18 protein-coding genes and 1 CRISPR repeat array are annotated in these 25,427 nt (G+C 45.5%); of the genes, 15 read left to right on the forward strand and 3 right to left on the reverse strand.

Annotated features, from left to right (window positions below; genetic code table 11):
* Positions 1-81: 81 nt before the first annotated feature.
* On the reverse strand, positions 82-852 hold the full coding sequence (locus tag DK187_RS06040) for a class II aldolase/adducin family protein (RefSeq protein ID WP_111606450.1): 771 nt from the start codon (positions 850-852) through the stop codon (positions 82-84).
* Between the two features lie 114 nt (positions 853-966).
* Here DK187_RS06040 and DK187_RS06045 point away from each other — a divergent pair, with 114 nt between their 5' ends.
* The gene (locus DK187_RS06045) at positions 967-1,917 is read left to right on the forward strand and encodes a LysR family transcriptional regulator (protein WP_111606451.1); all 951 of its coding nucleotides are present in this window, start codon (positions 967-969) and stop codon (positions 1,915-1,917) included.
* A gap of 2 nt (positions 1,918-1,919) precedes the next feature.
* On the opposite strand, the gene DK187_RS06050 is transcribed toward DK187_RS06045, so the two are convergent.
* Positions 1,920-2,339 (reverse strand): VF530 family protein, encoded by a 420-nt coding sequence (locus tag DK187_RS06050; protein ID WP_111606467.1) that lies wholly within the window; start codon positions 2,337-2,339, stop codon positions 1,920-1,922.
* 552 nt (positions 2,340-2,891) lie between these two features.
* Here DK187_RS06050 and kdpA point away from each other — a divergent pair.
* The 6 genes from kdpA to DK187_RS06080 all read left to right on the forward strand — a co-directional run bounded on the left by kdpA (position 2,892) and on the right by DK187_RS06080 (position 12,285).
* Complete coding sequence (kdpA, locus tag DK187_RS06055; RefSeq protein WP_111606452.1) at positions 2,892-4,622, forward strand: potassium-transporting ATPase subunit KdpA; 1,731 nt, start codon at positions 2,892-2,894, stop codon at positions 4,620-4,622.
* A gap of 13 nt (positions 4,623-4,635) precedes the next feature.
* Positions 4,636-6,636 carry a potassium-transporting ATPase subunit KdpB gene (gene kdpB / locus DK187_RS06060; RefSeq protein WP_111606453.1) on the forward strand — a complete coding sequence of 667 codons (2,001 nt, stop codon included), beginning with the start codon at positions 4,636-4,638 and terminating at the stop codon, positions 6,634-6,636.
* Between the two features lie 2 nt (positions 6,637-6,638).
* A complete protein-coding gene (kdpC, locus tag DK187_RS06065) occupies positions 6,639-7,250 on the forward strand; it encodes a potassium-transporting ATPase subunit KdpC (protein WP_111606454.1) in 612 nt (203 codons plus the stop codon).
* Between the two features lie 110 nt (positions 7,251-7,360).
* Entirely contained in the window at positions 7,361-10,021 is a 2,661-nt protein-coding gene (locus DK187_RS06070) for a sensor histidine kinase (RefSeq protein WP_111606455.1), read from the forward strand.
* A gap of 4 nt (positions 10,022-10,025) precedes the next feature.
* Positions 10,026-10,703, forward strand: a complete 678-nt coding sequence (locus tag DK187_RS06075; RefSeq protein ID WP_111606456.1) for a response regulator — start codon at positions 10,026-10,028, stop codon at positions 10,701-10,703.
* 40 nt (positions 10,704-10,743) lie between these two features.
* A complete protein-coding gene (locus DK187_RS06080) occupies positions 10,744-12,285 on the forward strand; it encodes an NAD(P)H-hydrate dehydratase (RefSeq protein ID WP_111606457.1) in 1,542 nt (513 codons plus the stop codon).
* Positions 12,286-12,358: 73 nt separating this feature from the next.
* Here DK187_RS06080 and fdhA read toward each other — a convergent pair whose 3' ends face one another.
* Positions 12,359-13,552: a formaldehyde dehydrogenase, glutathione-independent gene (fdhA, locus tag DK187_RS06085; protein ID WP_111606458.1), complete on the reverse strand. Its 1,194-nt coding sequence runs from the start codon at positions 13,550-13,552 to the stop codon at positions 12,359-12,361.
* Positions 13,553-13,760: 208 nt separating this feature from the next.
* Between fdhA and cas6f the strand changes: the two genes are divergently transcribed.
* From cas6f to nucC, 8 genes are read left to right on the forward strand one after another with little or no spacing between them, the layout of a single operon-like run.
* Positions 13,761-14,318 carry a type I-F CRISPR-associated endoribonuclease Cas6/Csy4 gene (cas6f, locus tag DK187_RS06090; protein WP_111606459.1) on the forward strand — a complete coding sequence of 186 codons (558 nt, stop codon included), beginning with the start codon at positions 13,761-13,763 and terminating at the stop codon, positions 14,316-14,318.
* A 24-nt stretch (positions 14,319-14,342) separates the two neighbouring features.
* Positions 14,343-15,557, forward strand: a complete 1,215-nt coding sequence (cmr1, locus tag DK187_RS06095) for a type III-B CRISPR module RAMP protein Cmr1 (protein ID WP_111606460.1) — start codon at positions 14,343-14,345, stop codon at positions 15,555-15,557.
* 2 nt (positions 15,558-15,559) lie between these two features.
* Positions 15,560-17,407, forward strand: coding sequence for a type III-B CRISPR-associated protein Cas10/Cmr2 (gene cas10, locus DK187_RS06100; protein WP_111606461.1), 1,848 nt, complete (start codon positions 15,560-15,562; stop codon positions 17,405-17,407).
* A gap of 2 nt (positions 17,408-17,409) precedes the next feature.
* Positions 17,410-18,594 (forward strand): type III-B CRISPR module-associated protein Cmr3, encoded by a 1,185-nt coding sequence (locus tag DK187_RS06105; protein WP_111606462.1) that lies wholly within the window; start codon positions 17,410-17,412, stop codon positions 18,592-18,594.
* A 23-nt stretch (positions 18,595-18,617) separates the two neighbouring features.
* A complete protein-coding gene (cmr4, locus tag DK187_RS06110) occupies positions 18,618-19,487 on the forward strand; it encodes a type III-B CRISPR module RAMP protein Cmr4 (protein WP_111606463.1) in 870 nt (289 codons plus the stop codon).
* A 3-nt stretch (positions 19,488-19,490) separates the two neighbouring features.
* The gene (gene cmr5 / locus DK187_RS06115) at positions 19,491-19,913 is read left to right on the forward strand and encodes a type III-B CRISPR module-associated protein Cmr5 (protein WP_111606464.1); all 423 of its coding nucleotides are present in this window, start codon (positions 19,491-19,493) and stop codon (positions 19,911-19,913) included.
* Entirely contained in the window at positions 19,913-21,046 is a 1,134-nt protein-coding gene (gene cmr6, locus DK187_RS06120; protein WP_111606465.1) for a type III-B CRISPR module RAMP protein Cmr6, read from the forward strand. Before cmr5 ends, cmr6 begins: the two co-directional genes overlap by 1 nt.
* A 1-nt stretch (position 21,047) precedes the next feature.
* A complete protein-coding gene (gene nucC / locus DK187_RS06125) occupies positions 21,048-21,770 on the forward strand; it encodes a CRISPR-associated endodeoxyribonuclease NucC (protein ID WP_111606466.1) in 723 nt (240 codons plus the stop codon).
* Positions 21,771-21,918: 148 nt separating this feature from the next.
* Positions 21,919-25,427: direct repeats of the CRISPR family, unit length 28 nt; unit sequence GTTCACCGCCGAATACGCGGCTTAGAAA.

Raw genomic sequence — 25,427 nt, forward strand, 5'->3', positions numbered from 1 at the left:
TACGAGGCCCGTACGTACGGTTCTGTGAGAGGGATGAGGCGGCAACGCCTCACCCTACTCGATATATTAGATTGTCTGTGATCATTGTTTATAAGAGGGGTCTTGTTTTTCGATAATACGCTTCATCGCGGCAAACACGTCTTCACCAGCACCGTATTTAGGATCTAATGGAAGAGAAGCCGCCGTGCATTTTTTGCAGATTTCTTCTGGTATTTTTCGTACTTTTCCCATCGACATAGACGCCATTTGCACTTCACACGCGCGGTTAACTAACCACATTAGAGCAAATGCTTGAGCTAAGGTTCCACCCATGACGACAGGACCATGGTTTCTTAACATTAAAATAGGTTTGCCATCTGCACTATCTAGAATGCGCTGGCCTTCGTCCATGTGTAGAGTGATGCCTTCGAAGTCGTGGTAAGCCACCTTGTTGTAAATTTGCGCTGAGTAAAAATTGCTGAAAGAAATTCCTTCTTCTAAGCAGCAAACAGCCAGAGTGGGCGTGGTATGAACATGCATAACACAATGTGCGCCTTCGACTTTGTCATGAATCGCACTGTGGAAGGTAAAGCCAGCTGGGTTGATCGGCCAGTCTGAATGACCAACAATATTGCCTTTTAGGTCTACTTTAACAAGGTTTGAGGCAGTCACTTCGCTGTAATGTAAACCAAATGGATTGATTAAGTAGTGATTGTCTTCCCCCGGAACCCTGAGAGAGATGTGGTTATAAATGGACTCATCCCATTTTAAATAGGCAAAAATTCGATACATGGCGGCTAGGTCTTGTCTAGCGTGCCATTCTGCATCACTAAATCGACTAGGTTGTTCAAAATATCGCTTTGTTGAAGACATAATTTTTCTCTTTATGTTGTTGTTTTGTTGTTGATAGGCTAAATAAAAAACTGGCTATAAAAAACAAAAATAAATATGGTGTAGCTCAATACTTTTTATGTACCCACAACCATTATGAATAGTAAGCAGCTAACTTTTTTCCTAAAAACAGCCGAGCTTAATAGCATCGCGGCGGCAGCAAGAGCATTAGATGTGGCTCAGCCTAGTATCAGTTTACAGCTTGAAAACCTAGAGCATGAACTTGGCGCTAATTTGTTTGAGCGAAGTTTTCGCGGTGTGGTGTTGACGCAGAGTGGGCAGATTTTTCGCGCCCACGCAGAATCGATTATGCGTCAAATGGAACAAGCAAAATGCGATGTGCATCAGTTTGAACATGAGCCATCGGGTGTTTTATCAATTGGGATGACCCAACCAATTGGCAATATTATTTCCGTGCCATTATTGGCGCTGGTTGAGCAACGTTACCCTAAAATTACATTAGATCTTCATGCTGGACTGTCTTACAACCTATCTAGCCAATTACTGTCAGGGGAAATAGACATGGCTATTTCATCACCTGATGGATCGGATATGAGTCAAATACGCCAAGTTAAACTGTTCCGAGAGAAGCTGTTTTTAGCGGTTGGTCGTGAGCCCAAAGTGGCTTCATATAAAAAGTTAACTGGTCTAAAGACGATTAGATTTGCTGAATTGGCTGAACACGACGTGATCGTTACAGGGCCTCGCGATTCTCTTGGGTATGTATTGAGTCTATATGAAGAGGAAACAGGGATTCAACTGCCCCATAAACCTGCTTTTGGACAATTGATGACGACACTGCGTTATGTGGTGGATGGGCATGGGGTATTGCTATCGCCCACATCTGCTTTTTATCATTTACAGCAGGCGAATCAGATACAGGCAATAGAAATTGTTGAACCAACCTTATGGCGAGAGGTGTGCGTATTCACCGCGGCAGATCGACCGCAAACGGCTTTGTTGAATGCAGTGATTCCTCTTATAAAGGAGGTCACCAAAGCCGAATGGGAGTCAGGACGTTGGCAAGGGGAATTGTTATCCAGCTGATTTTACGAATATCTGCTAGGCTTGCCGTTGTCATACCTTTTTGTTTTGCCATGCTCAGCGGCTTTCAGGGCCTGTTTTTCTCTTACGCGTTCAGCATCTTCGAAACTCAGTTCAGCTGGTCCACGGGGTGTTTGGCCTTCAGGGATAATACGTTTTCGCGGAGGTAGTTCAAACTGCTCAGAGGAGACTCGCGGTAAGTTTTTAAATTTATATAGATAGAAAGCTTCCACTTTCTCTCGTGCCCATTCAGTTTTCTTGAGAAATTTCACACTGGATTCAATGCTCGGATTCGTCTTGAAACAGTTAATGTTCAGATAAGCGTAGAGAATCTCAAAACCATAGTGATCAACTAGCTGGGTGAGCAATTCTTGTAATCCCAGACCGTGTAGAGGGTTGTTTGTGTAGTTGATCTCGTCGTTCATAAAAGTGTCCGGTAATAAGTAGAATAATTTAAAATGCATTAGAAAGCGTCATCATACCTGTGGCAGCCAATACAATATAGTAAAGCTTAACTTCAGTCGCTGTTGAAATATGTTAAAGATTTTAATCCTAATGGGCTTCGCTGATGCTTTTGGGAGTGATGCTCAGTTGCACTTGGATCAGAGGCTATTTCGTCAAACAACTCTCCTTACCCAAAGATACATCGGAACTTTTACGGCTTATTCGCATGGCGAGTCCGTTAGCAAGCTTCGTGATGCCATACCTTACTCGATATGTTTCCTCTTCATTAATTAAGTCATTGCACTTTATTCATGTCACGTGACGCCAAGTCTTCTAAAGCAAATTTTACGAAAAAATTATGCTTTCCACTTTTATGTATCTGGATATTTTACGCCATAGGCTTTTACTTTAATGGTCTGGTTTTTAATTGAGGATAGCGGAGATGGGTTGGTTACTGTTGTTACTTATTGGCGTTTTAAGCGCTGTACTTATTGTCGCCATGTTGGCACCTGAAAAGTTCTGAGGTATCACTTATGGAAATAATACTGATTTGTTCATTGGCTTTATTGCTGGCGTGGCCTCTTGGTCATTATATGACTGGGATATTTTCTGCTGGGCCACATTGGAGCGATAAGGTATTTCTGCCGTTTGAGAACGGCATATTCAAATTGTTAGGTATTCGAGCAACGCAAGGAATGGACTGGAAAAGCTATGGTGCTGCTTTTCTTTTGAGTAATCTCGTGCTTGGCATAGTGGCGTATTTTCTGTTGCAGTTTCAGCATTTACTTCCCCTCAATCCAAATAATATTGGGCCATTAAGTTGGGATCTTGCTTTACATACAGCTGTGTCTTTTTTGACGAATACGAATCAGCAGCACTATTCAGGGCAGGCCCAGCTTAGCTATTTAAGCCAAGGTTTTTTAATTGTGACATTGCAATTTGTCACGCCTGCTATGGCGCTGGCTGTGTGTGTGGCTATTTTACGAGGCATGATGGGGGGCCGTGACGTAAAGGAGGCGAAAGAAGGTGAGGAACGAGATTTAGGCAATTATTATCAGGATACGGTAAGAGCCGTTTTGCGCTTGATGTTGCCTTTGGCCGCGGTGGTTGCCGTATTGTTAGCAAGCCAAGGCGTGCCATCGAGTTATCAAGCGAGTCCAACAGTACCTGTATTAGAACAGGGGCAAAATTTGACTGAGCAAACCATTCCTCTTGGGCCTGTGGCATCAATGGTTGCTATTAAGCAGCTTGGTACTAATGGTGGCGGTTGGTTTGGGCCAAACAGCAGTAATCCGTTAGAAAACCCAACACCTGTCAGTAATGCCATTCAAACAATTGCTATCGTACTAATACCAATGTCAGTGGTGTTTATGGCGGGTGGGTTATTACGACGCCGTGGTTTTACTTTCTTGTCATTGTCGGTCATGGGGGGGCTCAGCTTAGTATTTATTGCTGCCGCAGTTTACAGCGAGCAACAACCTAATGTGGCATTTACGGGTTTAGCGCAACAAGCGGGAAATATGGAGGGAAAAGAAGTTCGTCTTGGCACAGATTTGTCCGCACTTTGGGCCACTTTTACCACACAAACTTCTAATGGCTCAGTTAATGCCATGCACGATTCGTTGAACCCAATCGCAGGCTTAGTGACTCGTTCAGGCATGCTAATTAATGGTATCTGGGGCGGAATCGGCTGTGGCTTTGTGAATTTTCTGGTGTATGTCTGGCTGGCGGTGTTTATAGCTGGGCTGATGATTGGCCGTACACCGGAGATTTTTGGCCGCAAGCTAGAGAAACGCGAAATAAGCTGGCTTGGTGTTTTGCTAGTCTTACCAAGTGCGGTGATTTTGACATTCACTGCAATTACGGTTGCCTTCCCAGTGTTGACTGGTAACTCTAATCCTGGGCTACATGGTATTGCGCAGGTTTTCTACGAATACACGTCGGCTTTTGCTAATAACGGTTCTGGTTTTGAAGGGCTTGGTGATGATACGACATGGTGGAATATATCCTGTGTGGTGGTATTGATTTTAGGTAGATATTTGCCTTTGGTAATTCCGTTATTAATTGCAGGTTCTTTGGCGAAGAAGCGTTTAGTTCCAACCAGTGCGGGAACGTTGCCACTCTTTAATCCTACTTTTGCAGTGACTTTGGTAACTGTCATTCTCATTGTTAACTTTCTCTCTTTTCTTCCATCTATGGTGCTTGGTCCTATTGGCGAAGCTCTTGAATTGTCGCAGCAAACAGCGGCCGTTTTAGGTCAATAAGCAGGTGAATAAAATGAATAATACGTCGACTTTTACACAAGCTAGTTGGCAAGCATTTGCCAAATTACATCCTAAATTAGCGATAAAGAATCCAGTTATGCTGGTGGTTTGGGTAGCTACTTTGTTAGCCATTGTGATGACTGGGCAGCAGATATCGGCTGGGGAGAGCTTTGGTTTTGCCTTAGCCAGTAGTTTGATTTTGTTTTTTACCCTTTGGTTTGCAAACTTTGCAGAGGCTATTGCGGAGGCGCGTGGCCGAGATCAGGCAAGCAGTTTAAAAGCCACTCGTCGTGATTTAAAGGCTCTGAAACTGGATGGTACCAATGAGCAGACAATTTCGGCTAGTCAGCTTAAAGCCGGTGACAAAGTGTTGGTCAATGCTGGAGAGTTAATTCCTGCGGATGGTGAAATTGTTATCGGAGTGGCAACCATTAATGAGTCGGCGTTGACCGGCGAGTCAGCCCCAGTATTACGCGAAGCTGGTACAGATCATTCAGGCGTGATTGCGGGTACTAAGGTACTAAGTGGGACTATTACCGTGCAGGTTACAGCGGAAGCCGGCAATAGTTTTTTAGATAAAATGATCAGTCTAGTAGAAGGCACAAACCGACAAAAAACACCAAACGAACTCGCTTTAACCGTGCTTTTGGCCGCCTTAACTTTAGTGTTTTTAATTGCTGTCGCTACATTACCGGCAATGGCAAGCTTTGTTGGTATCGAGCTTGATTGGTTGATGCTCATAGCGTTAGTCGTTTGTTTGATTCCAACCACAATTGCGGGCCTATTACCTGCGATTGGTATTGCTGGGATGAACAGAGCGTTAGCGGCCAATGTCATTGCTAAGTCGGGTAAGGCCGTCGAGGTGGCAGGTGATATTGATACCTTGTTGTTAGATAAAACAGGCACCATTACGTTTGGTGATCGTCAAGCAACGGCTTTTTTAACCGTATCTGGGGTGACAGAAAACGAATTAATTGCAGGAGCCTTATGGAGTTCATTGCAAGATCCAACACCTGAAGGGAAATCTGTAGTGCGTTTAGCCAGTGAATTGGAACAGGACGTCCCGCAGTTAACTGGTGACGAAGAGTTTACTCCGTTCAGTGCGCAAACTCGCTTGTCAGCGATTGCAAAGCCAAATGGCGATATTTGGGTCAAAGGGGCATCCGATGCGGTTAAAGGGTGGGCACAAGATCGTGGGTTAAGCGTGCCTTCAGGTTTGGATTCGTTAGTGACTAAGGTGGCTCAGCAGGGTGCGACACCTTTGGTTGTCGCTAGCCAAAAAGGTATTTTGGGTGTTATTCAACTTTCCGATGTGATTAAACCTGGTGTCGCAGAGCGTTTTGCTGAGCTAAGAGCGTTAGGAGTTCGTACTGTAATGGTAACAGGTGATAACCCTATAACAGCAGGGGCTATTGCTGCGGTCGCAGGTGTTGATGACTTTGTTGCAGAAGCTAAGCCAGAAGACAAACTGGACTTGATTCGCAAAGAGCAGGCTCAAGGACGATTGGTGGCGATGGTAGGTGATGGGACCAATGACGCTCCTGCCTTGGCTCAGGCTGATGTCGGCTTAGCAATGAACTCTGGTACACAAGCGGCGAAAGAAGCTGGCAACATGGTGGACCTAGATTCGGATCCGACTAAGCTACTATCCGTGGTGGCTATTGGTAAGCAAATGCTTATTACACGAGGGGCTTTGACAACCTTTTCGTTGGCTAATGATGTGGCGAAATACTTTGTTATTGTGCCTGCGGTATTTGCGACTGCCATGCCAAGTATCGCCGCGTTGAATGTGATGCAGCTGCCGGACCCAAAAATAGCCGTATTATCCGCGTTGATTTTTAATGCGCTTATTATTCCTGCACTTATTCCATTGGCTTTAAAAGGCGTAAAAATAAAAGCCATCAGTGCCGAGAAGTTATTGCGTAATAATATGCTGATTTTTGGTTTGGGGGGGATCGCTCTGCCTTTTGTGGCGATTAAGTTGATTGACGTATTATTGAACGGAGTATTTTAAGCATGAATACAATGAAAAGTATCTATGGTAGTAAGGCTTCGCAACCACCTATATGGCGACCTGCCTTGGGATTGGCGATTATCATGTTAATCCTGTGTGGTGGTTTTTATGCCACGGCGGTGACCAGTTTTGCTGGTATGCTTTTCCCTCAGCAAGCAACTGGGAGTTTGGTAACGCAAAACGGTAAGCAAATAGGCTCAGCATTAGTGTCTCAGCCATTTAGTGCCGCTTATTACTTCCATGGTCGTCCTAGCAGCGCAGATAATGACCCAATGGCAACGGGTGGTAGCAATCTGGCACCATCTAACCCAGAATTACGAGATCGAGTAGCTCAAACCAGCGCCGCTCTAACTCAGGAGTTTCAGGTGAGTTCGTCACAGCTTCCGGTTGATTTGTTGGCCAGTTCTGGTTCTGGGGTAGACCCGCATATATCTCCAGCTGCGGCTTTACTGCAGATGAAAACAGTCGCTATAGCAAGAGGTATCACATCGTCACAGCTTGAGCAATTGGTGCTGCAGCATATAGAAGCGCCTCAGTGGGGGATATTTGGACAACCCAGAGTAAATGTATTGTTGTTGAATCTGGCATTGGATACGCAGTATCCACGTCAATAATTTTCTGTATTAATAAATAACAAAAGGTGCCTGTTTTCGATTAGATAGCAGGCACTGTTTTTTTATCTAATGATAAATGGGTTTATCACCGCATTTGAGAAGGAAAAACCATGGCGATTGATTCACGCAGCCAAAAGGCCGATGCTCTTTTGAAAGGTTTGCAGAAGAAAGAAGGTGGTCAACTAAAAATTTTTTTAGGGGCGGCTCCCGGAGTAGGCAAAACCTGTGGCATGCTTAATGCGGCTAAGGAACGTGTACAGCAAGGTGTTTCTGTAGTGGTGGGGCTTATTGAGACTCATGGACGAACAGAAACTGAAGCCTTGCTGCAAGGCCTGAGTATACTGCCTCGTCGTGAGCTGGAGTATCATGGTCAGTGTTTAACAGAATTTGATCTAGACGCTGCGCTGGCAGAAAAACCGCAGCTCATATTGGTCGATGAACTTGCCCATACTAATGTACCAGGCAGCCGACATAAAAGGCGATATCAGGATATTGCGGAGCTTTTAGCAGCAGGTATTGATGTCTATACCACGCTTAATATCCAGCATATCGCAAGCCTTAATGATTTAGTGCTGCAAGTCAGTGGGATAAGAGTAAAAGAAACGGTTCCTGATCAGTTTATAGATCATGCCCAAGAGTTGGTCTTTGTGGATTTGGCTCCCAATCATCTTTTAGATCGACTTTCGCAGGGGAAAGTCTATTTGTCTGATTATGCTGAGCAGGCCGTACAGCAATTCTTCCAATTGGAAACCCTAACTGCGCTTCGCGAAATGGCAATGAAGCTGGTGATGAGCCATGTTGATACGCAACTAAAAATCGAGCAGGAGGCGAAAGACCGAGGTAGCGACTATTTGATTAAAGATAAGGTTTTGGTATTGATTTCAAACCGGCGTGATCATGAGTATCTGATTCGTGCTGGTCGACGTATGGCAGAAAAGCGTCAAACACCTTGGTTAGTGGTCTGGGTCGATACTGGGCAAACTCAATATCAGGCAGAGCAGAAACGACTGCAATCGGCTTTTGCATTGGCTAGAGAGCTGGGGGCACAGACGGATATTCTTCGTGGTCCTTCGACTAAAGAAACGGTTTTGCCTTATTTAACTGAGCATCGTATTAATACAGTGCTGGTTGGTGCGGGGAATAAACGTTGGTTTCAGCCTTGGCGACAGCCCTTATATCAGCAGCTGATAAACAGTGGTCTACCTTTGGAGGTTTCCGTTTGGCGTGTCGGTGAACGAGAGCAAGCGACGAAAGTCTCTTTATACACATCGACAACTTTTGGGCAAAAAAGAGGGTATGTTTATGGTCTCCTGTTTACACTTGTTGCTAGTCTTTTTGCTCAAGCTCTAACGCCATGGCTGCAAAGCGGTAATTTGGTATTGGTTTATGTGTTGTTCGTCGTGTTATGTGGTCTCAAATTTGGGGCTCGGCCTGCTATTTTTACCGCTTTGCTGTCATTTCTCAGTTTCAATTTTTTATTAACCGAGCCGTACTATACTTTTTTTGTTAATAAAAATGATGATATCGCCACGCTCTTATTCATGTTGGTCATAGGTATAGTCTGTGGTCCTGCGGCATCGCGAATTCGACAGCAATTTTTACTGTTAAAAGAGGCGAATCGTTACAGTGAACTGCAGCGAGATTTTGCTCAGCAATTGACTGTTGTAAATCAAACAGGTGCCCTGTGGGAGACACTGGCAATGCAAGTGAGTCAGGCGTTGCATTGTACGGCTCATGTGGTGTCTATCGATCAGCATGAAAAAACCATCAGCCCTACTTTAACAGAGAAACTACAGACATTGGACCAAGCGATGATAGATTGGTGTCACCGCCATCAGCAAAGAGCTGGTCGTTTTAGTGATACATTAAACGCCAGTAATTGGGCTGCATTCCCCTTGTTGTGCGATCAGCAAACCATCGCCGTGTTAATACTGAAGTTTTCCTCCGAGCAACAGGTGTTAAGACAAGATGATACCGATCTATTAGATATTCTTAGTCAGCAAGCCATCAATGTTTGGCAGCGCATTCACCTTAACCGTGAATTAGAAAGCTCTAAGTTGAAAGCTGAAATGGAGCAGTTACGCTCTGCTTTATTGTCGTCTGTATCGCATGACTTACGTTCCCCTTTATCAGCGATGATGGGTTCTGCAGAAAGTCTACAAGTGTTGGATAGCCAGCTGTCCAGTGAAGACCGACGCGAGCTTTTAGACACCATTGTTCAGGAAAGCAGACGGCTAGATCGCTACATTCAGAATCTATTGGATATGACGCGATTGGGGCACGGCACGTTGAAGTTGGAGCGTGATTGGGTGTCCATTGACGATATTATAGGCAGTGCTAAACAGAGATTGAAGCGCTTTTTTCCAGATGTTCAAGTGGATTATCAGTCACAGCCTAATACGCCATTGCTTTATGCTCACGCAGCGTTATTGGAGCAAGGTATTTTTAATATACTAGAGAATGCGGCTAAATATACTCAACCGGAAGAGCCAGTCCAGGTATTGGTTAGTCAGCAGGGTCAAGTGTGTTGTATTGAAATTGAAGACAGTGGTCCCGGTATTGCTAAAGACTTGCGTGAAAAAGTGTTTGATATGTTTTACGTTGTCGCGGATGGTGATAGTAAACGCCATAATACTGGTATGGGACTGGCTATTTGCCGTGGCATGATAGGAGCCCATGGTGGTACGGTAAAAGCTGATGCGGCTCGTGTGGGCAGTGGCTCACGGTTTATTATTGAATTACCCTTACCTGAAATAAAAACAGGAGAATAGGCGATTGCCAGCGCAAATTTTAGTTATTGATGATGAAAATCAAATTCGCAAGATGTTGCGGATTGCCTTAAAAAGTGTTGGTTATGATGTATCTGAGGCGGATTCAGTTGCTTCTGGGTTAGCCGCGACAGTAAGGCAACAGCCTGATTTAGTCGTGTTAGATTTGGGTTTGCCCGATGGCGACGGACTTGAATTGTTGGCGGAATTGCGCAGTTTTTCTAAAGTGCCTGTGATTGTTTTATCTGTACGCAGCGGTGATCCAGATAAAATAAAAGCCTTGGATTTAGGCGCCCAAGATTATGTTACTAAACCTTTCAGTGTTGAAGAACTTCTGGCCAGAATACGTGCACAACTGCGAGATAGATTACCGGATGCCACCCCCGTACTGCTTGATGATGGTTACTTGCAAATAGATTTGGCTCGTCGTTTAGTTTGTTGTGAAGGCCGAATTATTGAATTTACACCGAAAGAATATGCCGTATTAGCGAAGCTTGCTCAGCATAGACAATGTGTTATTACCCAAAGGCAGCTGCTAGAGCAAATATGGGGGTTAAGTCATGTACAAGACACCCATTATCTACGTATTGTTGTCAGCCATATTAGGCAAAAGATTGGCGATGATCCAACGACGCCTCGGTATCTCATAACAGAAGCAGGTATTGGCTATCGTTTGATGTTATAGCTTAAAGAATCTTTTCACTTCAGGTTCATAAGGAAAACAAATGAATTATAAGCCTAATAAAAGCGACAGATATCTTCTAACCGCAAGCGAAATGGGCCGAGCAGACAAAGCCGCTGTGGTGGCTGGTGTGCCTGCGATAGATTTGATGGCCGCAGCCGGAAAGGCAGTCGCTGACGCTGTGCTTGAGCGTTGGTCTAGATGTTCGGTATTGGTGTTGTGTGGGCCGGGTAATAATGGTGGCGATGGTTTTGTGGTCGCCAAGCTTTTAAAAGCGGCTGATTGGCCTGTTCGCTTGGCTTTTTTGGGGTCAGTTGAAAAGCTATCGCCAGAAGCGGCGCATTTTTATCAGGCTTGGCAGGGGGAGGTCGAAGATTATTCTGTCAACGTATTAGACCAATCCGATTTGGTTATCGATGCCATGTTTGGTGCGGGTTTGACACGGCCGTTGGAGGGTAAAGCGCGAGACATGGTCGACGCCATAATAGCGCGTGATATTCCGGTGTGTGCGATTGATGTGCCGAGTGGACTGGATGGTTCCACAGGCGCGGCTCTTGGATTGGTTGCGCCTGCTGAGCTAACGGTGACCTTTTTCCGTAAAAAGCCCGGACATTTGCTGCTTCCCGGTCGAGGTTTATGCGGTGAGCTTGTGGTTGCGGACATTGGTATTCCTGAGACAGTATTGAACGAATTAAACCTTCAGGCGTGGGAAAACAGTCCTGAGCTTTGGTATCGAAATTACCCTTGGCCGCGGACGGATGGACATAAATTCCACCGTGGTCATGCGCTGATTTACGGCGGGGAGAGCATGACAGGCGCCAGTCGTTTAACGGCTCGTGGCGCTATGCGAATCGGGGCTGGGTTAGTGACTTTGGCGGTGCCGATTAAAGCGTGGGCTGTGTATGCGACTGCGATGACGAGCGTAATGGTGGCGAAGCTAGAGGTGAGCCAAGAACAAGAAGATTTTGAAGAGCTGTTATTAGATCCGCGACATAACGCCATTGCCGTTGGGCCGGGGGCTGGGCTGGCGGGATTCGAACGGATTCGTACGCGGAAAATCGTGGTCACAGCACTGACAACGAATCATACCACCGTGTTGGATGCGGATGCGCTCAGTGCATTTTCAGAAGACCCACAAACCCTGTTTGATGCCATTAATGGCCCTTGCGTGATGACACCTCACGAAGGCGAGTTTGCGCGACTGTTTCCTGAAATTAACAAAAGCCATCCCGACGACAAATTAACGCGAGCGCGTATGGCTGCCAAATTAAGCGGTGCTGTCGTGGTGTTAAAAGGCGCAGATACGGTGATTGCCTCGCCTGATGGTCGAGCGATTATCAATGCTAATGCGCCAGCGTATCTTGCCACGGGTGGGTCCGGGGATGTATTGGCTGGCTTTATCGTCGGCTTACTTGCACAAGGCATGTTGCCATTTGATGCGGCTTCCGCAGCGGTATGGTTGCATGGTGAGGTAGGTAATGATGTGGGCATTGGCTTAATCGCCGAAGACTTACCAGAACATCTTCCCAAGGTGTTATCGGCTTTTCAGAAACACTATTTCCTAGCACAAAAGTCAGGCAAATAAAAAAGCCTTGCCTTGCTAATCCATAGTTAGCGAGGCGAGGCTTTTTAGTCTAGTTATTCAGTTTTCGGGTATATCAACTCACCATTCTGTGAGGGTCGATAACGAATTTCTTCGCTGCGCCGCCATCAAAATCCGCATAGCCTTGTGGGGCTTGATCCAGAGAGATCATCTGCACATTCACGGCTTTTGCGATGTCGATTTTATCAAACAAGATGGCTTGCATTAGGGCGCGATGATATTTCATCACGGGACATTGTCCAGTATGCAGGGAGTGAGATTTCGCCCAGCCAAGACCAAAACGCATGCTTAAGCTGCCTTGTTTGGCTGCATCGTCAGTGGCACCTGGATCTTCAGTTACGTACAGACCCGGAATACCAATTTGACCGCCGGCGCGGGTCATTTGCATCGCCGAATTCAATACCACAGCAGGGGATTCTTGATGGTGATTACAACCACAAGCATGGGCTTCAAACCCCACACAATCCACAAAAGCATCGACTTCTCTATCCCCAAGAATCGCTTCGATCTTATCTTGAATATCGCCATCTTGCTTAAGATCGATGGTTTCACAGCCAAAAGAACGCGCTTGATTGAGTCGATCTTCGATCATATCGCCGACAATAACGCAGGCGGCACCCAGCAAATGCGCAGAAGCCGCCGCGGCCAAACCAACAGGGCCAGCGCCCGCGATATACACGGTAGAGCCCGGACCCACACCTGCGGTCACGCAACCATGGAAACCCGTTGGGAAAATATCAGACAGTAGCGTGAGGCTTTGGATTTTTTCGCGGGCTTGATCGGCATCGGGGAATTTCAGTAAATTGAAATCAGCGTAAGGCACCATCACATAGTCGGCTTGTCCGCCAACCCAACCGCCCATATCCACATAACCATAAGCCGCACCGGGGCGAGCAGGGTTCACGTTTAGACAAATCCCCGTTTTGCCTTCTTTACAGTTACGGCAACGACCGCAAGCGATGTTAAACGGCACAGACACCAAATCACCTACCTTAATGAATTCGACATCGCGGCCACATTCAATCACTTCGCCCGTGATCTCATGGCCCAACACTAACCCCGTTGGCGCCGTCGTACGACCACGTACCATGTGTTGATCACTGCCACAAATATTCGTCGTGACCACTTTTAAGATCACACCGTGATCACATCGGCGCTTGCCAATAGCCAATTCAGGAAAGGGAATAGCGTCGACTTTAACCGTGCCATTACCCTGATAAATAACACCGCGATTTGCATGAATACTCATAACGACATCCTTTTTTGCTGTTGTTTTTGTTGTGTGCGTGACTGGTCATTTTGTCACCAGACACAAAAAGGATAGTCCTTTGAGCGACATAGAGGTGTGCAAAAAACGACGAAAACTTTAAAAATACTTATTTAGCCTAATCTTTATCAGTAGTACTGAAACAGATGTCTTGCTATAAAAGAGCCAAATTCAAAAACTAGGGAGTGTTATGGATCATTATCTAGACATCAAACTCATGGAGGATCTCGAACTTTCGGCCTCCATATTAATGAATGCCTTGTTCAGTAAATTGCACCGCGCCTTGGTAGACGTCTCTCAAGGCGAGATAGCCGTTAGCTTCCCTGCGTTGTCAGGTAAAACCCTTGGTAAGCAGTTACGCATCCACGGTTGTCTCGATGCCTTGACGCGACTTGAACAATTACCTTGGCGAAAAGGATTAAGTGACTACACGCAAGTGATGGCCATTTCCCCTGTGCCTACAACAGACAAACATTGCCTTGTCTCTCGCGTTCATGTGCAAAGTAATCTCGACCGTTTACGTCGCCGTGCGATGAAACGACGATCCATCAGTTATGAAGAAGCCTGCCTACAGATCCCCGAAGACAACACCAAACGTTTAGATCTGCCCTTTGTGCAAATCAAAAGCCAATCTACAGGCGAGACGTTTCGTTTATTCATCAAACAAACGACATGCCCAGCGAGTCAATCTGATCAGGCATTTTCCAAATACGGCCTAAGCAACACGACCAGCGTGCCTTGGTTCTAATTCAATGTCAGGAAGAGGTTGCTTATGCGCCGACAAATAGATGGAGAGTTGCTTAAAGGCTTAAGCAACGAGTTAAATAAAGAAACAGAAAAACAGTGGCAAACATACAAGTGTACGCTTGTTACCCCTATGTACGGTGGTGGGGTTGAGGCAGGTAAAGTCGATACAGCCATGCCAATCCGCGCCAGCTCGATTCGCGGGCAGTTACGCTTTTGGTGGCGTATTGCTTGTGGGCCAAAAGATCCTAAGGAATTGTTTAAACGGGAAACGGCGATTTGGGGGGGGATTGGTGACGAGGGTGCTAAAGCGAGCAAAGTGCAAATTCGAGTTAAATGTAAAAAAATTAACTCTAATCATTTAGAGCGTTCTAAGTCGATTAAAGGCTTTGGAGTCAAATACATCCTTGGCGCTGCTGATGAAGTTTCTTGCTTATTAAGTGGTTATGAATTCGTTCTTGAGGTGCATTATAAAGATCAAGTTCTCGATGAAGAAAAAGCACAAGTTGAAGAAACTTTGCGTTGGTGGGCAAGTTTTGGCGGTATTGGCGGGAGAACTCGCAGAGGTTTTGGTGCAATTAAAATAGAAGGGTTAAAACCTGTCTATGAAACAGAAATGAAAGGCTTGATGAAGCTAGAATTTATATCGGATTCTAATGGCAAAAAATCATTCAATTCTGCGGAAGATGCGTGGAAAAAGGCAACCGAGTTATTTTATCAATTCCGACAAGGTAAAGGTATTGGTCGCAATGAAGGGCAAGGAAGTCGTCCTGGTCGAAGTCGTTGGCCTGAACCGGATCAGCTTAGACGAATGACTAAGAAGCATAAAACTGATCATGACCCCGTCCATCCTGCTGGAAATGTCTTTCCTAGAGCCGCTTTTGGTTTACCAATCATTTTTGATTTTAATGATAGAACTAATAAAGAGCCTAATACTATGACGCTTTTGCCAAAAGGTGAGCAGCGCATGGCGAGCCCATTAATTATTTGCCCTTACAAAGATGGTGAAAAATGGCGAGCGGCAGCACTCTTACTTCCTAATTGGCAAGTGACTTTAGTGGAAGAGTTAGAGCTAAGTCCATCACCGAGCCATATCCAGCCGAAATCTTGGCCTAGTGCCGATCAAGTGTCAGAAAGAAACAGACTTGCGAACACTATCGAGCCTATGAAACAGAGTAACGGTGAGGTGAGACCTAACGACCCTCTTTCCGCCTTCCTAGACTATTTCAAACAAGGACAATAATCATGGAGTATTTAGTCGCTATTAGCATTGGCCCAGTACAAAGTTTGATCGAAGCGGGAAGGCGTGCACAAGATCTCTGGTGTGGCTCTTGGTTATTATCGGAAGTGGCGCGTGCTGTGGCGCTTAATCTGCATCAAACACAAAAGGGCTGTTTGATATTTCCTAACCCAGAAAATCCAGATATAGAACTACAGCCTCAATCTGAAAATGATATGCCTAAAGCTAATATTGCTAATGTGATTCGAGTCGTGCTTACCGCTGATTCTGAAACGGAATTAAAGCAAAAAATTGATTTGGCAAAAACAGCGGCTTTTGAGCGATTGAAGGGTATTTTTACCGCTGTATTAAACGAAGACGAATTACAAAACTCAGGGATTGACCGTGAACGTTGGCAACAACAGCAAGGTGATGTACTGGAAATCTTTTCGGCGTGGGTCTCACTCGCCAATCACGATTATAAGTCAGCATCCAAACGCCTTGCTCAGTTACTGCAAGCTCGTAAGTTGACACGTAATTTTGACCCGATACAGGACAATGGGAAGGGCTTACACAAATCGACTCTGGATGGTGCTAATAATACCGTCACAAATAAACTTACCGCTCGTGATGCAGCAAAAAATCTACAAATTGAAAATCAAGAGTTGGTACAGAAAAAACGCTTTTTGGGTTTAAACAATGAAGAAGAGCTAGATGCATTAGGTGTGGTAAAACGCCGAGCGGGTAACTTGGAGCAGTTTACGCCCTTTAGTCGTATTGTGGCGCATAGTTGGCTTGATAAACTGAGTGCAGAAGACCTTAACGCCCTGAGAGATGCCTATGAACCCCTTTTAGAATCGGGTCACGTTACTAAGGTCTCAGGCAATGATGGTGTATATAAAGGCTTTCCCTTCGATGGTGAGTACCTGTTTTTAAGCCGCGTTGAGCAAGCGGATATTGAAGAGAAAGCGAAAGAAAACCTTCAAAAACAGCTAGAAGACATTAAATCTTTTCCTGTGCCTTATGGCGTCTTGCTCAAGGCCGATGGGGATCGCATGGGCGAATTATTAGCTCAAGCAAATACTCCTGACGAATCAATAAAGATTTCTAAAGCCTTGCATGAATTTGCCACCAGCGCGCGAAAGATTGTGCAATTACATGGCGGCCATGCCATTTATGCGGGTGGTGATGATGTATTAGCCTTTGTGCCCTTAGCTCAAGCAATGACGTGTGCTAAACAGTTAGCCTATGATTTTAAAGAAAAGATGAAGCTTATCGCAGCCGAGTTGAAACTGAATGAAGCGCTCTATCCAACCCTATCCGTTGGCTTGGCTATCGGTCATTTTGTGCAGCCCATGCGCCAACTTCGTCAAAGAGCGGTTGCCGCGGAAAAACACGCTAAAGGCAATGCAGAAAAAGCCCCTCGTAATGCACTGGCGATTCATCTTGGTATTCGCTCCGGCCATGAAATCACATGGCGTTGTCGTTGGGACGATGAAGAAACGTTGAAGGCGCTTTCTGACTTCGCGCATGCATTTGCAAAGGGTTGGATGCCAACTCGTATCATGCAAGAAGTACGCGAAATGGCGCTGCGATTACAGTGGACTTACAGAGAAGAAGCCGATCTTAGTGGCGTTCGAACCAGTGAGTTAGAACGCATGTTATCGCGTGCAGATTTCGCGGTTGATTTAGAGGAAACGGACGAACTAGAGGGCAAAACGAAAAAGGAGTGCGAAGGAGAGATAATTAACAGTCTCAAATCGCAACTTCGCTTGCAAGCGTCTCGCCATACTCTTGATGAATTTGCCAATCAACTGGTTTTAGCTCGTTGGCTCAGTGCGAAAACCACAACTGACATTGGAGGCGCAGAATAGTGATGCAGTATTATTTGATCAACCCCAAAGACCCTTTGGTTATTCGTTCCGGCCGATCTTTTGAAGAAATCTCTGACGCGCAAGCGGCACGTTTTCCACCACCGTCTACCATTGCGGGGGCGTTACGTAATATTTATGCCCGCAGTAATAATAAACCGCTGAATTCGACACTTCTGGGAATAGCCGTGACAGGCTCGCTGGCAGTCAAAATCTCCACCAATGGCGATGCCCTAACAGAAGAAAATATCTTGGTGCCCAAGCCTGCTGATGTGCAGTATTTCTATGACAGAGATACAGATATAACACATCTGGTCCGCTCTAAGCCTATGGAATTTGCAGCGGGTGAAGGCTGCGATCTCCCCAGCGGTTTATTGCCTCTGTTTGCTGAAAAAACGAAAGCAGGCAAGCCCGTTTCAGGGCCAAATTGGTGGTCGATTAAGGATCTAGAAAAATGGCGCAAGGGAGAGGAGGTCAGTTTTGATGACATCATGAAAAATGGTTGGACGCCCACCGAACCAGATATTCGTACTCATATTGCCATTAATGATCAAAGCCGTAATGCCGACTCAGGGAAGATCTTCCAAACCACAGGGCTAACCATGTGGCAAATGCCGCAGGTTGGTAATCCAAGCATGGGCAAACCTTTCCCAGAGCATTCTATTGCATTGCTGGCTGGAATCGATGGTGAAATCCCCACTAAAACAATCATGAATCTCGGTGGCGAACGGCGCTTGGCAGAAGTTGAGCCTTGTGGTTTATGGCCGAAAATGCCAAACGATTTAGTGCAAACCATCAAAGACGCTAAAGGATTTACGCTGACCTTTTTAACCCCTGCCTTGTTTAAAAATGGTTGGTTACCTAGCTGGCTTAAAGAGAGTCTTGATGAAAACGTATTTACTGGAAAGCCGCCTTGTTGTGAAAGTCTACACATTAGACTACGCGCTGCTGCGTTAGATCGTTGGATACCGCAGTCGGGTTGGGATTTAGCGAATAGACAACCACGTTCCGCACAAAAAATGATCCCTGCTGGTGCCACTTATTGGTTTGAAATAGTAGGTGATGTCACCGATGACGACATTCGTTCGCTTTGGCTGGCGCATCTATCTGATGACTCTGCAGAAGGTAATCAAAACAACCACAACGGATTTGGTTTGGCGTTTCCTGCTGCCTACAAATTCCATTCTTAACGCTATTTTTAAAGGACGATGTTATGTCATTCCAAGTTTATCATTTGTTTAGCCAAACTATTTTGCATTGTGGCTCAGGCCAATCGGTCGGTATTGTTGACCAACCCATAGCGCGTGATCGCGCCACCCATTTGCCACTCGTGCCAGGCTCAACAGTGCGTGGTGTATTAAGAGCGCACATTAGCCAACAAAACGACGAATTAACGAATACCTTGTTTGGTTATCAAAAGCCCGATAGCGAGCCAAGCAGCGCAGGCGCATTATCTATTACCGATGCGCATTTGTTGTTGCTGCCTGTCAGAACGGTTTACGGCATTTTGGCTTACGCCACTTGCCCTTTTATTCTTCAGCGTTATAAAAAAGACTTAAAATTAGATTTAACGATTCCTACAATAGCCGATGACCAAGCCTTGTACCCTAACGATAACCCAAATCACCAAGGTAATTTGATGGTGCTGGAGGATTTAGATCTAACAGTAAAAGACAAAGCGTGTGAGCACACGCAAAAATGGGCTGAGCATATTGCCCAAACCCTTTATACAAAAGGCAGCCCCGACTATAACGACATGAGCAAACGTATTATTGTTTTGCCTGATACGGTTTTCTCCTTTTTGGCTGAAACCGCCACCGAAATCCGCACCCGTATTCGTATAGATCAAAACACGGGAGTGGTTGATGGAGGGGCATTATGGACGGAAGAAAGCTTACCCGCTGAAAGCGTATTGTGGGGCGTCTATTCCGTCGATAAAACGCGCTTACAGGATCAAAATAGCGACAAGCTAGATAAGCTTAACGGCATTATCAATGATAAGCCTTTGCTACAAATGGGTGGCAATATGGGGACTGGCAATGGCTTGGTGCAGTTCATTGCTCAATCAAGCAAAGGGGAATAGCGCATGAAACCACGCAGTCAAATCGTTGCCACTGCCGCGTTTGAGCGGATCAATTCTCGAAAAACAAGCAACAGTACCGAAGAGAATAAGAAATACGCCACTTTAGTGCATAAACTGCCGACCATGATTTTACAAAATGGCCTAGCGCAGACCACGGGCTTTTTACTTTCTAAACCTAAGGAACCTCATTTTCAGGCTTTGTTATCGGATTTACAGGCCGTTTTTGTAGTAATAAATCATCCTCTGGATATTAATAAAAGTCTTCATGAAAACATTATTGAATCAGACTTATATAAAATCATGCGTATGACCCGTGAGGCACTAGAAATAGCAGGCTGGTTACGCCGTTATGTGCAAGGCATCTTAAAAATAGGGCCAGATGGCAATCTCTTGGAAGAGTGTGTGATAAAACAGGAGGTGCAGTGATGGCCTGTTTAGTTCGTGAGAACATAAAAGTTGCTTTTAGCCAAAGTAAAAGTGTAAATCCGAGTCTTTTACTTCAAAAAGGCATGCTTGAAGTAGAGGAAAATGGAGTAAAAAATAGCGATAGCAAATCAGATAATAAGAAGACAGCGCATTTAGAAAAAATTGTTGAACTCTCCGCACCGGATGAGTACAAAAACGCTTTTAACCGTTGGTCTGATCTGACCTCTGATGTCAATGGTTTTCAGCAATCCGTTATGATGCTAGAAAATCGCTTATTGATTGGTTTGACAGGCAACGCTGCATTAGAAACGGGCTGCAGTTTAAGCCGTAACTACGGAATGCCGTATATTCCTGGTTCCAGCATCAAAGGCGTGGTTAGGGCGTGTGCAAAGCAATATTTGCCAGATTCAGCTGCAGCCATTGAACAGTTATTTGGCACTTACGATAGTGATGAACCGAACCGTGTTGCTGGTACCGTCACCTTCCACGATGCATGGTGGATTCCTGAAGATGGCGTTAAACCCTTCGTACTCGATGTTGTTACCACGCACCACCAAGAGTATTACAACGCCAAGAAAGCGGAACCATCTGATAAAGACAGCCCGATTCCGAATCATTTACTCGCAGTGCAAGGGAGCTTTTTGTTTGTGCTCGAAGGTAACCCTAAATCTATCGAGCTTTGCCAAACCATATTGGAAAAAGCCTTAGCAGATAACGGCATAGGTGCTAAAACCGCATCAGGTTATGGGTATATGAAACTTAACCCAGAATTAGCAGCAACATTAAAACGTGAGGCGGGAACTCGTTTACCACCTGAAATCCGCGAAAGAAGACAAGCAGAAGCACAGCGACGAATTGAGCAAGAACGTAAAGCGGAAGAACAGGCCGAGCTTGCAAAACCGCCTTCTCAAATTATCGACGAATTAAATAAGAGCTATCAGGCAAAACGTGATAATGAAGATTATCGAATACAAGTTGAAGCATGGATTGATAAAGCATTACTGGATTGGCGTGAGGCAGATCGTAAATCGTTAGCCGCTTGCCTAAAACAGGTTGGTTATGAGCCAAGTAATAAGAAAAATCCAAATTACCCGATCCGTAAACAGCGGTTGCAGCAATTGAGGGGAGAATAACATGGCTCTTGACTGGCAACTGTCAGAATTATTAGAAAATCTACACACCGATGTACAGCATAAATTAAGTACAGTTAGAAAATCCTTTAAGCATTCCGTTGTGAAAGGCGATGGTGCGGAAAATGTATGGGTTGATTTATTTAATCAATATTTACCCGAGCGATATTGTGCCAGTCGCGCCTTTGTTGTTGACAGTAATAATCAATTTAGTGAGCAAATTGACGTGGTGATTTATGATCGTCAGTATTCACCTTTCATTTTTCATTATGCTGAGCAACTTATTATTCCTGCGGAAAGTGTCTACGCCGTTTTTGAAGTCAAGCAGACCTTGAGTAAAGAGCATATCGAAGCAGCTCGAAAAAAAGTGGCTAGTGTTAGACGTTTACATGTGACCAGTCTACCGATACCTCATGCTGGAGGTGTTTATGCAGCAAAGCCTCCAATAGAAATTATTGGTGGGTTGCTAGCGCTTGAAAATGAACAAAAAATGTCTGAAACGTTAAATCGTAATTTAGAACAGCAAAAAGAGGATAAAGGTCTCTTAAATATTGGCTGTGCTGCCGATGACTGCTTTTTCTTTTATGAGAAAAACCGTCATGAAATGACGGTAAAGCAACACTCTAAAGCCACGACTGCTTTTTTATTTGAGTTACTGTCACAGCTACAAAGTTGTGGAACCGTGCCTATGATCGATATACATGCTTATGGTCAATGGCTTAAATAGATAAGATACAAAAAATACCCTTTTTTTTAGAATAATCGTCAAACCCAGTAAAATAGGGGCTTGGCGACTCTCGATAAAAACAATGGTATTTTTGTCAAAAAGGTCAAAAGCTCTTTAACAATCAAATACTTAATGGTATTTTTTTATAGTTCACCGCCGAATACGCGGCTTAGAAATGTGAATCTTTCTTAGCTGCAAGTTAGCCTTCGTTCACCGCCGAATACGCGGCTTAGAAATGTTGCAAAGTGAGTGGTGACAGCATGGAACCGTTCACCGCCGAATACGCGGCTTAGAAATCCAAAAATATGTTTAACGGAATCCGTCAAGAGTTCACCGCCGAATACGCGGCTTAGAAATATAATTCTCGCCAATTCTTCATCGCTAAGGTGTTCACCGCCGAATACGCGGCTTAGAAATAATCAGCAGTTCTACCAGTCTAATGCGTTGCGTTCACCGCCGAATACGCGGCTTAGAAAAAGGCCAAAGCAAAACTGTCTTACCTGACCGTGTTCACCGCCGAATACGCGGCTTAGAAAAGGACGGGCAACATTTACAGTAGAAAGCGCGGGTTCACCGCCGAATACGCGGCTTAGAAAAACGTGAATTTTACCAAAAATGTTCAATTCTTGTTCACCGCCGAATACGCGGCTTAGAAAAAACGAGACATTGCGGAGTTGGTGAACTATGCGTTCACCGCCGAATACGCGGCTTAGAAAGCATTGGACGTGTTAGAAGGCCCTATTGAAATGTTCACCGCCGAATACGCGGCTTAGAAAGATAAAATCTAGTTCGTCCCACTTCTGGTTTTGTTCACCGCCGAATACGCGGCTTAGAAAAAGGTAAAAAACTGTTCCTTTTCAGTCATCTTGTTCACCGCCGAATACGCGGCTTAGAAAACGGCCGCGCTCACAGCGCAGATCGTAAGCGCGTTCACCGCCGAATACGCGGCTTAGAAAATGCAAGGCATAAACGCCCGATATATTCATAAGTTCACCGCCGAATACGCGGCTTAGAAAACAAACCCCAAATCCATCAGCTTAAACAGCGAGTTCACCGCCGAATACGCGGCTTAGAAAACGCTTTGATCGTGTGAATAGAGCATCTTAGAGTTCACCGCCGAATACGCGGCTTAGAAATGCGGGGGTGTGTGATGGCTGACCACGTCGCTGTTCACCGCCGAATACGCGGCTTAGAAACAACGCGTTGCAAGATATGGAAGCGGTGCAAAGTTCACCGCCGAATACGCGGCTTAGAAAATCAATCAAGACCGCGCCACGTTCAATCATTCGTTCACCGCCGAATACGCGGCTTAGAAAGCTATGCCGGCAACCGAACCCCACAGCACACTGTTCACCGCCGAATACGCGGCTTAGAAATTACGGGCGGCTCTGGTATTGTCATGATCACTGTTCACCGCCGAATACGCGGCTTAGAAATGAGTTTTGGCAAGATGAAGATCTTGCGGAAAGTTCACCGCCGAATACGCGGCTTAGAAACAACACGGTTTCAAGTCAAGTGAATGAAGTTTGTTCACCGCCGAATACGCGGCTTAGAAATGCATCTTAAGTTCCTCTGTTCGTTACCTACTGTTCACCGCCGAATACGCGGCTTAGAAATTTTAGAGCTAGCGCCTGATCTAGTGAAACAAGTTCACCGCCGAATACGCGGCTTAGAAAGACAAACACAGCAACTTCCCAACTTAATGCCCGTTCACCGCCGAATACGCGGCTTAGAAACGTTAAGCACCCATACAGCGCCAGCTAAGCCAGTTCACCGCCGAATACGCGGCTTAGAAAGATAATGTCTTTCTTTTCCACATCTTCAATAGGTTCACCGCCGAATACGCGGCTTAGAAAGCAGATAGCTAGCATTAACTAGACTGTCTAGGGTTCACCGCCGAATACGCGGCTTAGAAAACTTCTTCAAGTGCTGTTTGTGCATCGGTTGCGTTCACCGCCGAATACGCGGCTTAGAAAATCTGATACGTTTGAATGCGCGGCAGTCCACCGTTCACCGCCGAATACGCGGCTTAGAAAAGACGCATACGGGACATTTCGCGGTTTTGTCAGTTCACCGCCGAATACGCGGCTTAGAAAAAAACCCTGTTTGATTACTGCGTTGTTTGATTGTTCACCGCCGAATACGCGGCTTAGAAAGTGGCCGTGGTAACCTTCGCTTGAAATCATGCGTTCACCGCCGAATACGCGGCTTAGAAAAAATGAAAAAAACGCGGTCCCACTTAGTGAAAGTTCACCGCCGAATACGCGGCTTAGAAACGCTGGCGCGGGCGGTATTACGTCGTCCTCTTGTTCACCGCCGAATACGCGGCTTAGAAAACGATAGCGCGATCTATTGAGCGTGGTGCTTAGTTCACCGCCGAATACGCGGCTTAGAAAGCGCATACGTTTAGCGAACAATCCGAATATTCTGTTCACCGCCGAATACGCGGCTTAGAAAGCCTATTTGTAAAAAGTAACGATGTTTTTAAAGTTCACCGCCGAATACGCGGCTTAGAAATGGTCCTTAGTAGCTCGACGCTCTATCGTTGCGTTCACCGCCGAATACGCGGCTTAGAAATCCAGGCTATACACCTGTTGATTATTCGCCAGGTTCACCGCCGAATACGCGGCTTAGAAAACGCGACCACACGCACATGGGATTTCGCCTATGTTCACCGCCGAATACGCGGCTTAGAAAATTGCGCCGGATGGCGGTATCTACATTTTCAAGTTCACCGCCGAATACGCGGCTTAGAAAGCCTGTTTACTGGGGTTTTCTTGTTTTTTTAGGTTCACCGCCGAATACGCGGCTTAGAAATTTATAACCTCAACCAAGTCACGCTCTTTTATGTTCACCGCCGAATACGCGGCTTAGAAAATTCCAGCCGATACGGCCACCGCGAGACATAAGTTCACCGCCGAATACGCGGCTTAGAAAATAGAGCTAACATCTTTTAATACGCGGTGCATGTTCACCGCCGAATACGCGGCTTAGAAAACGTCTACATAGAACAACAAAAAACAGGGGCTGTTCACCGCCGAATACGCGGCTTAGAAAGCGCACGCCTTGGCCGTGGTTATTGACCTCCAGTTCACCGCCGAATACGCGGCTTAGAAAAATGTTGGTAAAGTCAAATGCGCTGTGAAATCGTTCACCGCCGAATACGCGGCTTAGAAAACAGCAACAGCACACCGCAATCCGTAACCGTAGTTCACCGCCGAATACGCGGCTTAGAAACGACTTATTAAAACGGATTTTGAGTTTTTCGCGTTCACCGCCGAATACGCGGCTTAGAAAAGTGAACTGTTCAGCTTGAATCTTAGCAAAATGTTCACCGCCGAATACGCGGCTTAGAAAGTTATGACTAATGATAAGATTGTTGAAGTTGTGTTCACCGCCGAATACGCGGCTTAGAAAGCCAAAGCCCACTACATCAGACGCTTTATCTAGTTCACCGCCGAATACGCGGCTTAGAAATAAACAGAAGGCAGACGCATGACGAACGGCAAGTTCACCGCCGAATACGCGGCTTAGAAAACCCACACGAAACGGCTTGACAACTTTATACTGTTCACCGCCGAATACGCGGCTTAGAAAGTTAAAAAAACCATATCGATTATAAACAACCGGTTCACCGCCGAATACGCGGCTTAGAAA

The organism is Marinomonas arctica (assembly GCF_003259225.1).
GTDB lineage: Bacteria > Pseudomonadota > Gammaproteobacteria > Pseudomonadales > Marinomonadaceae > Marinomonas > Marinomonas arctica.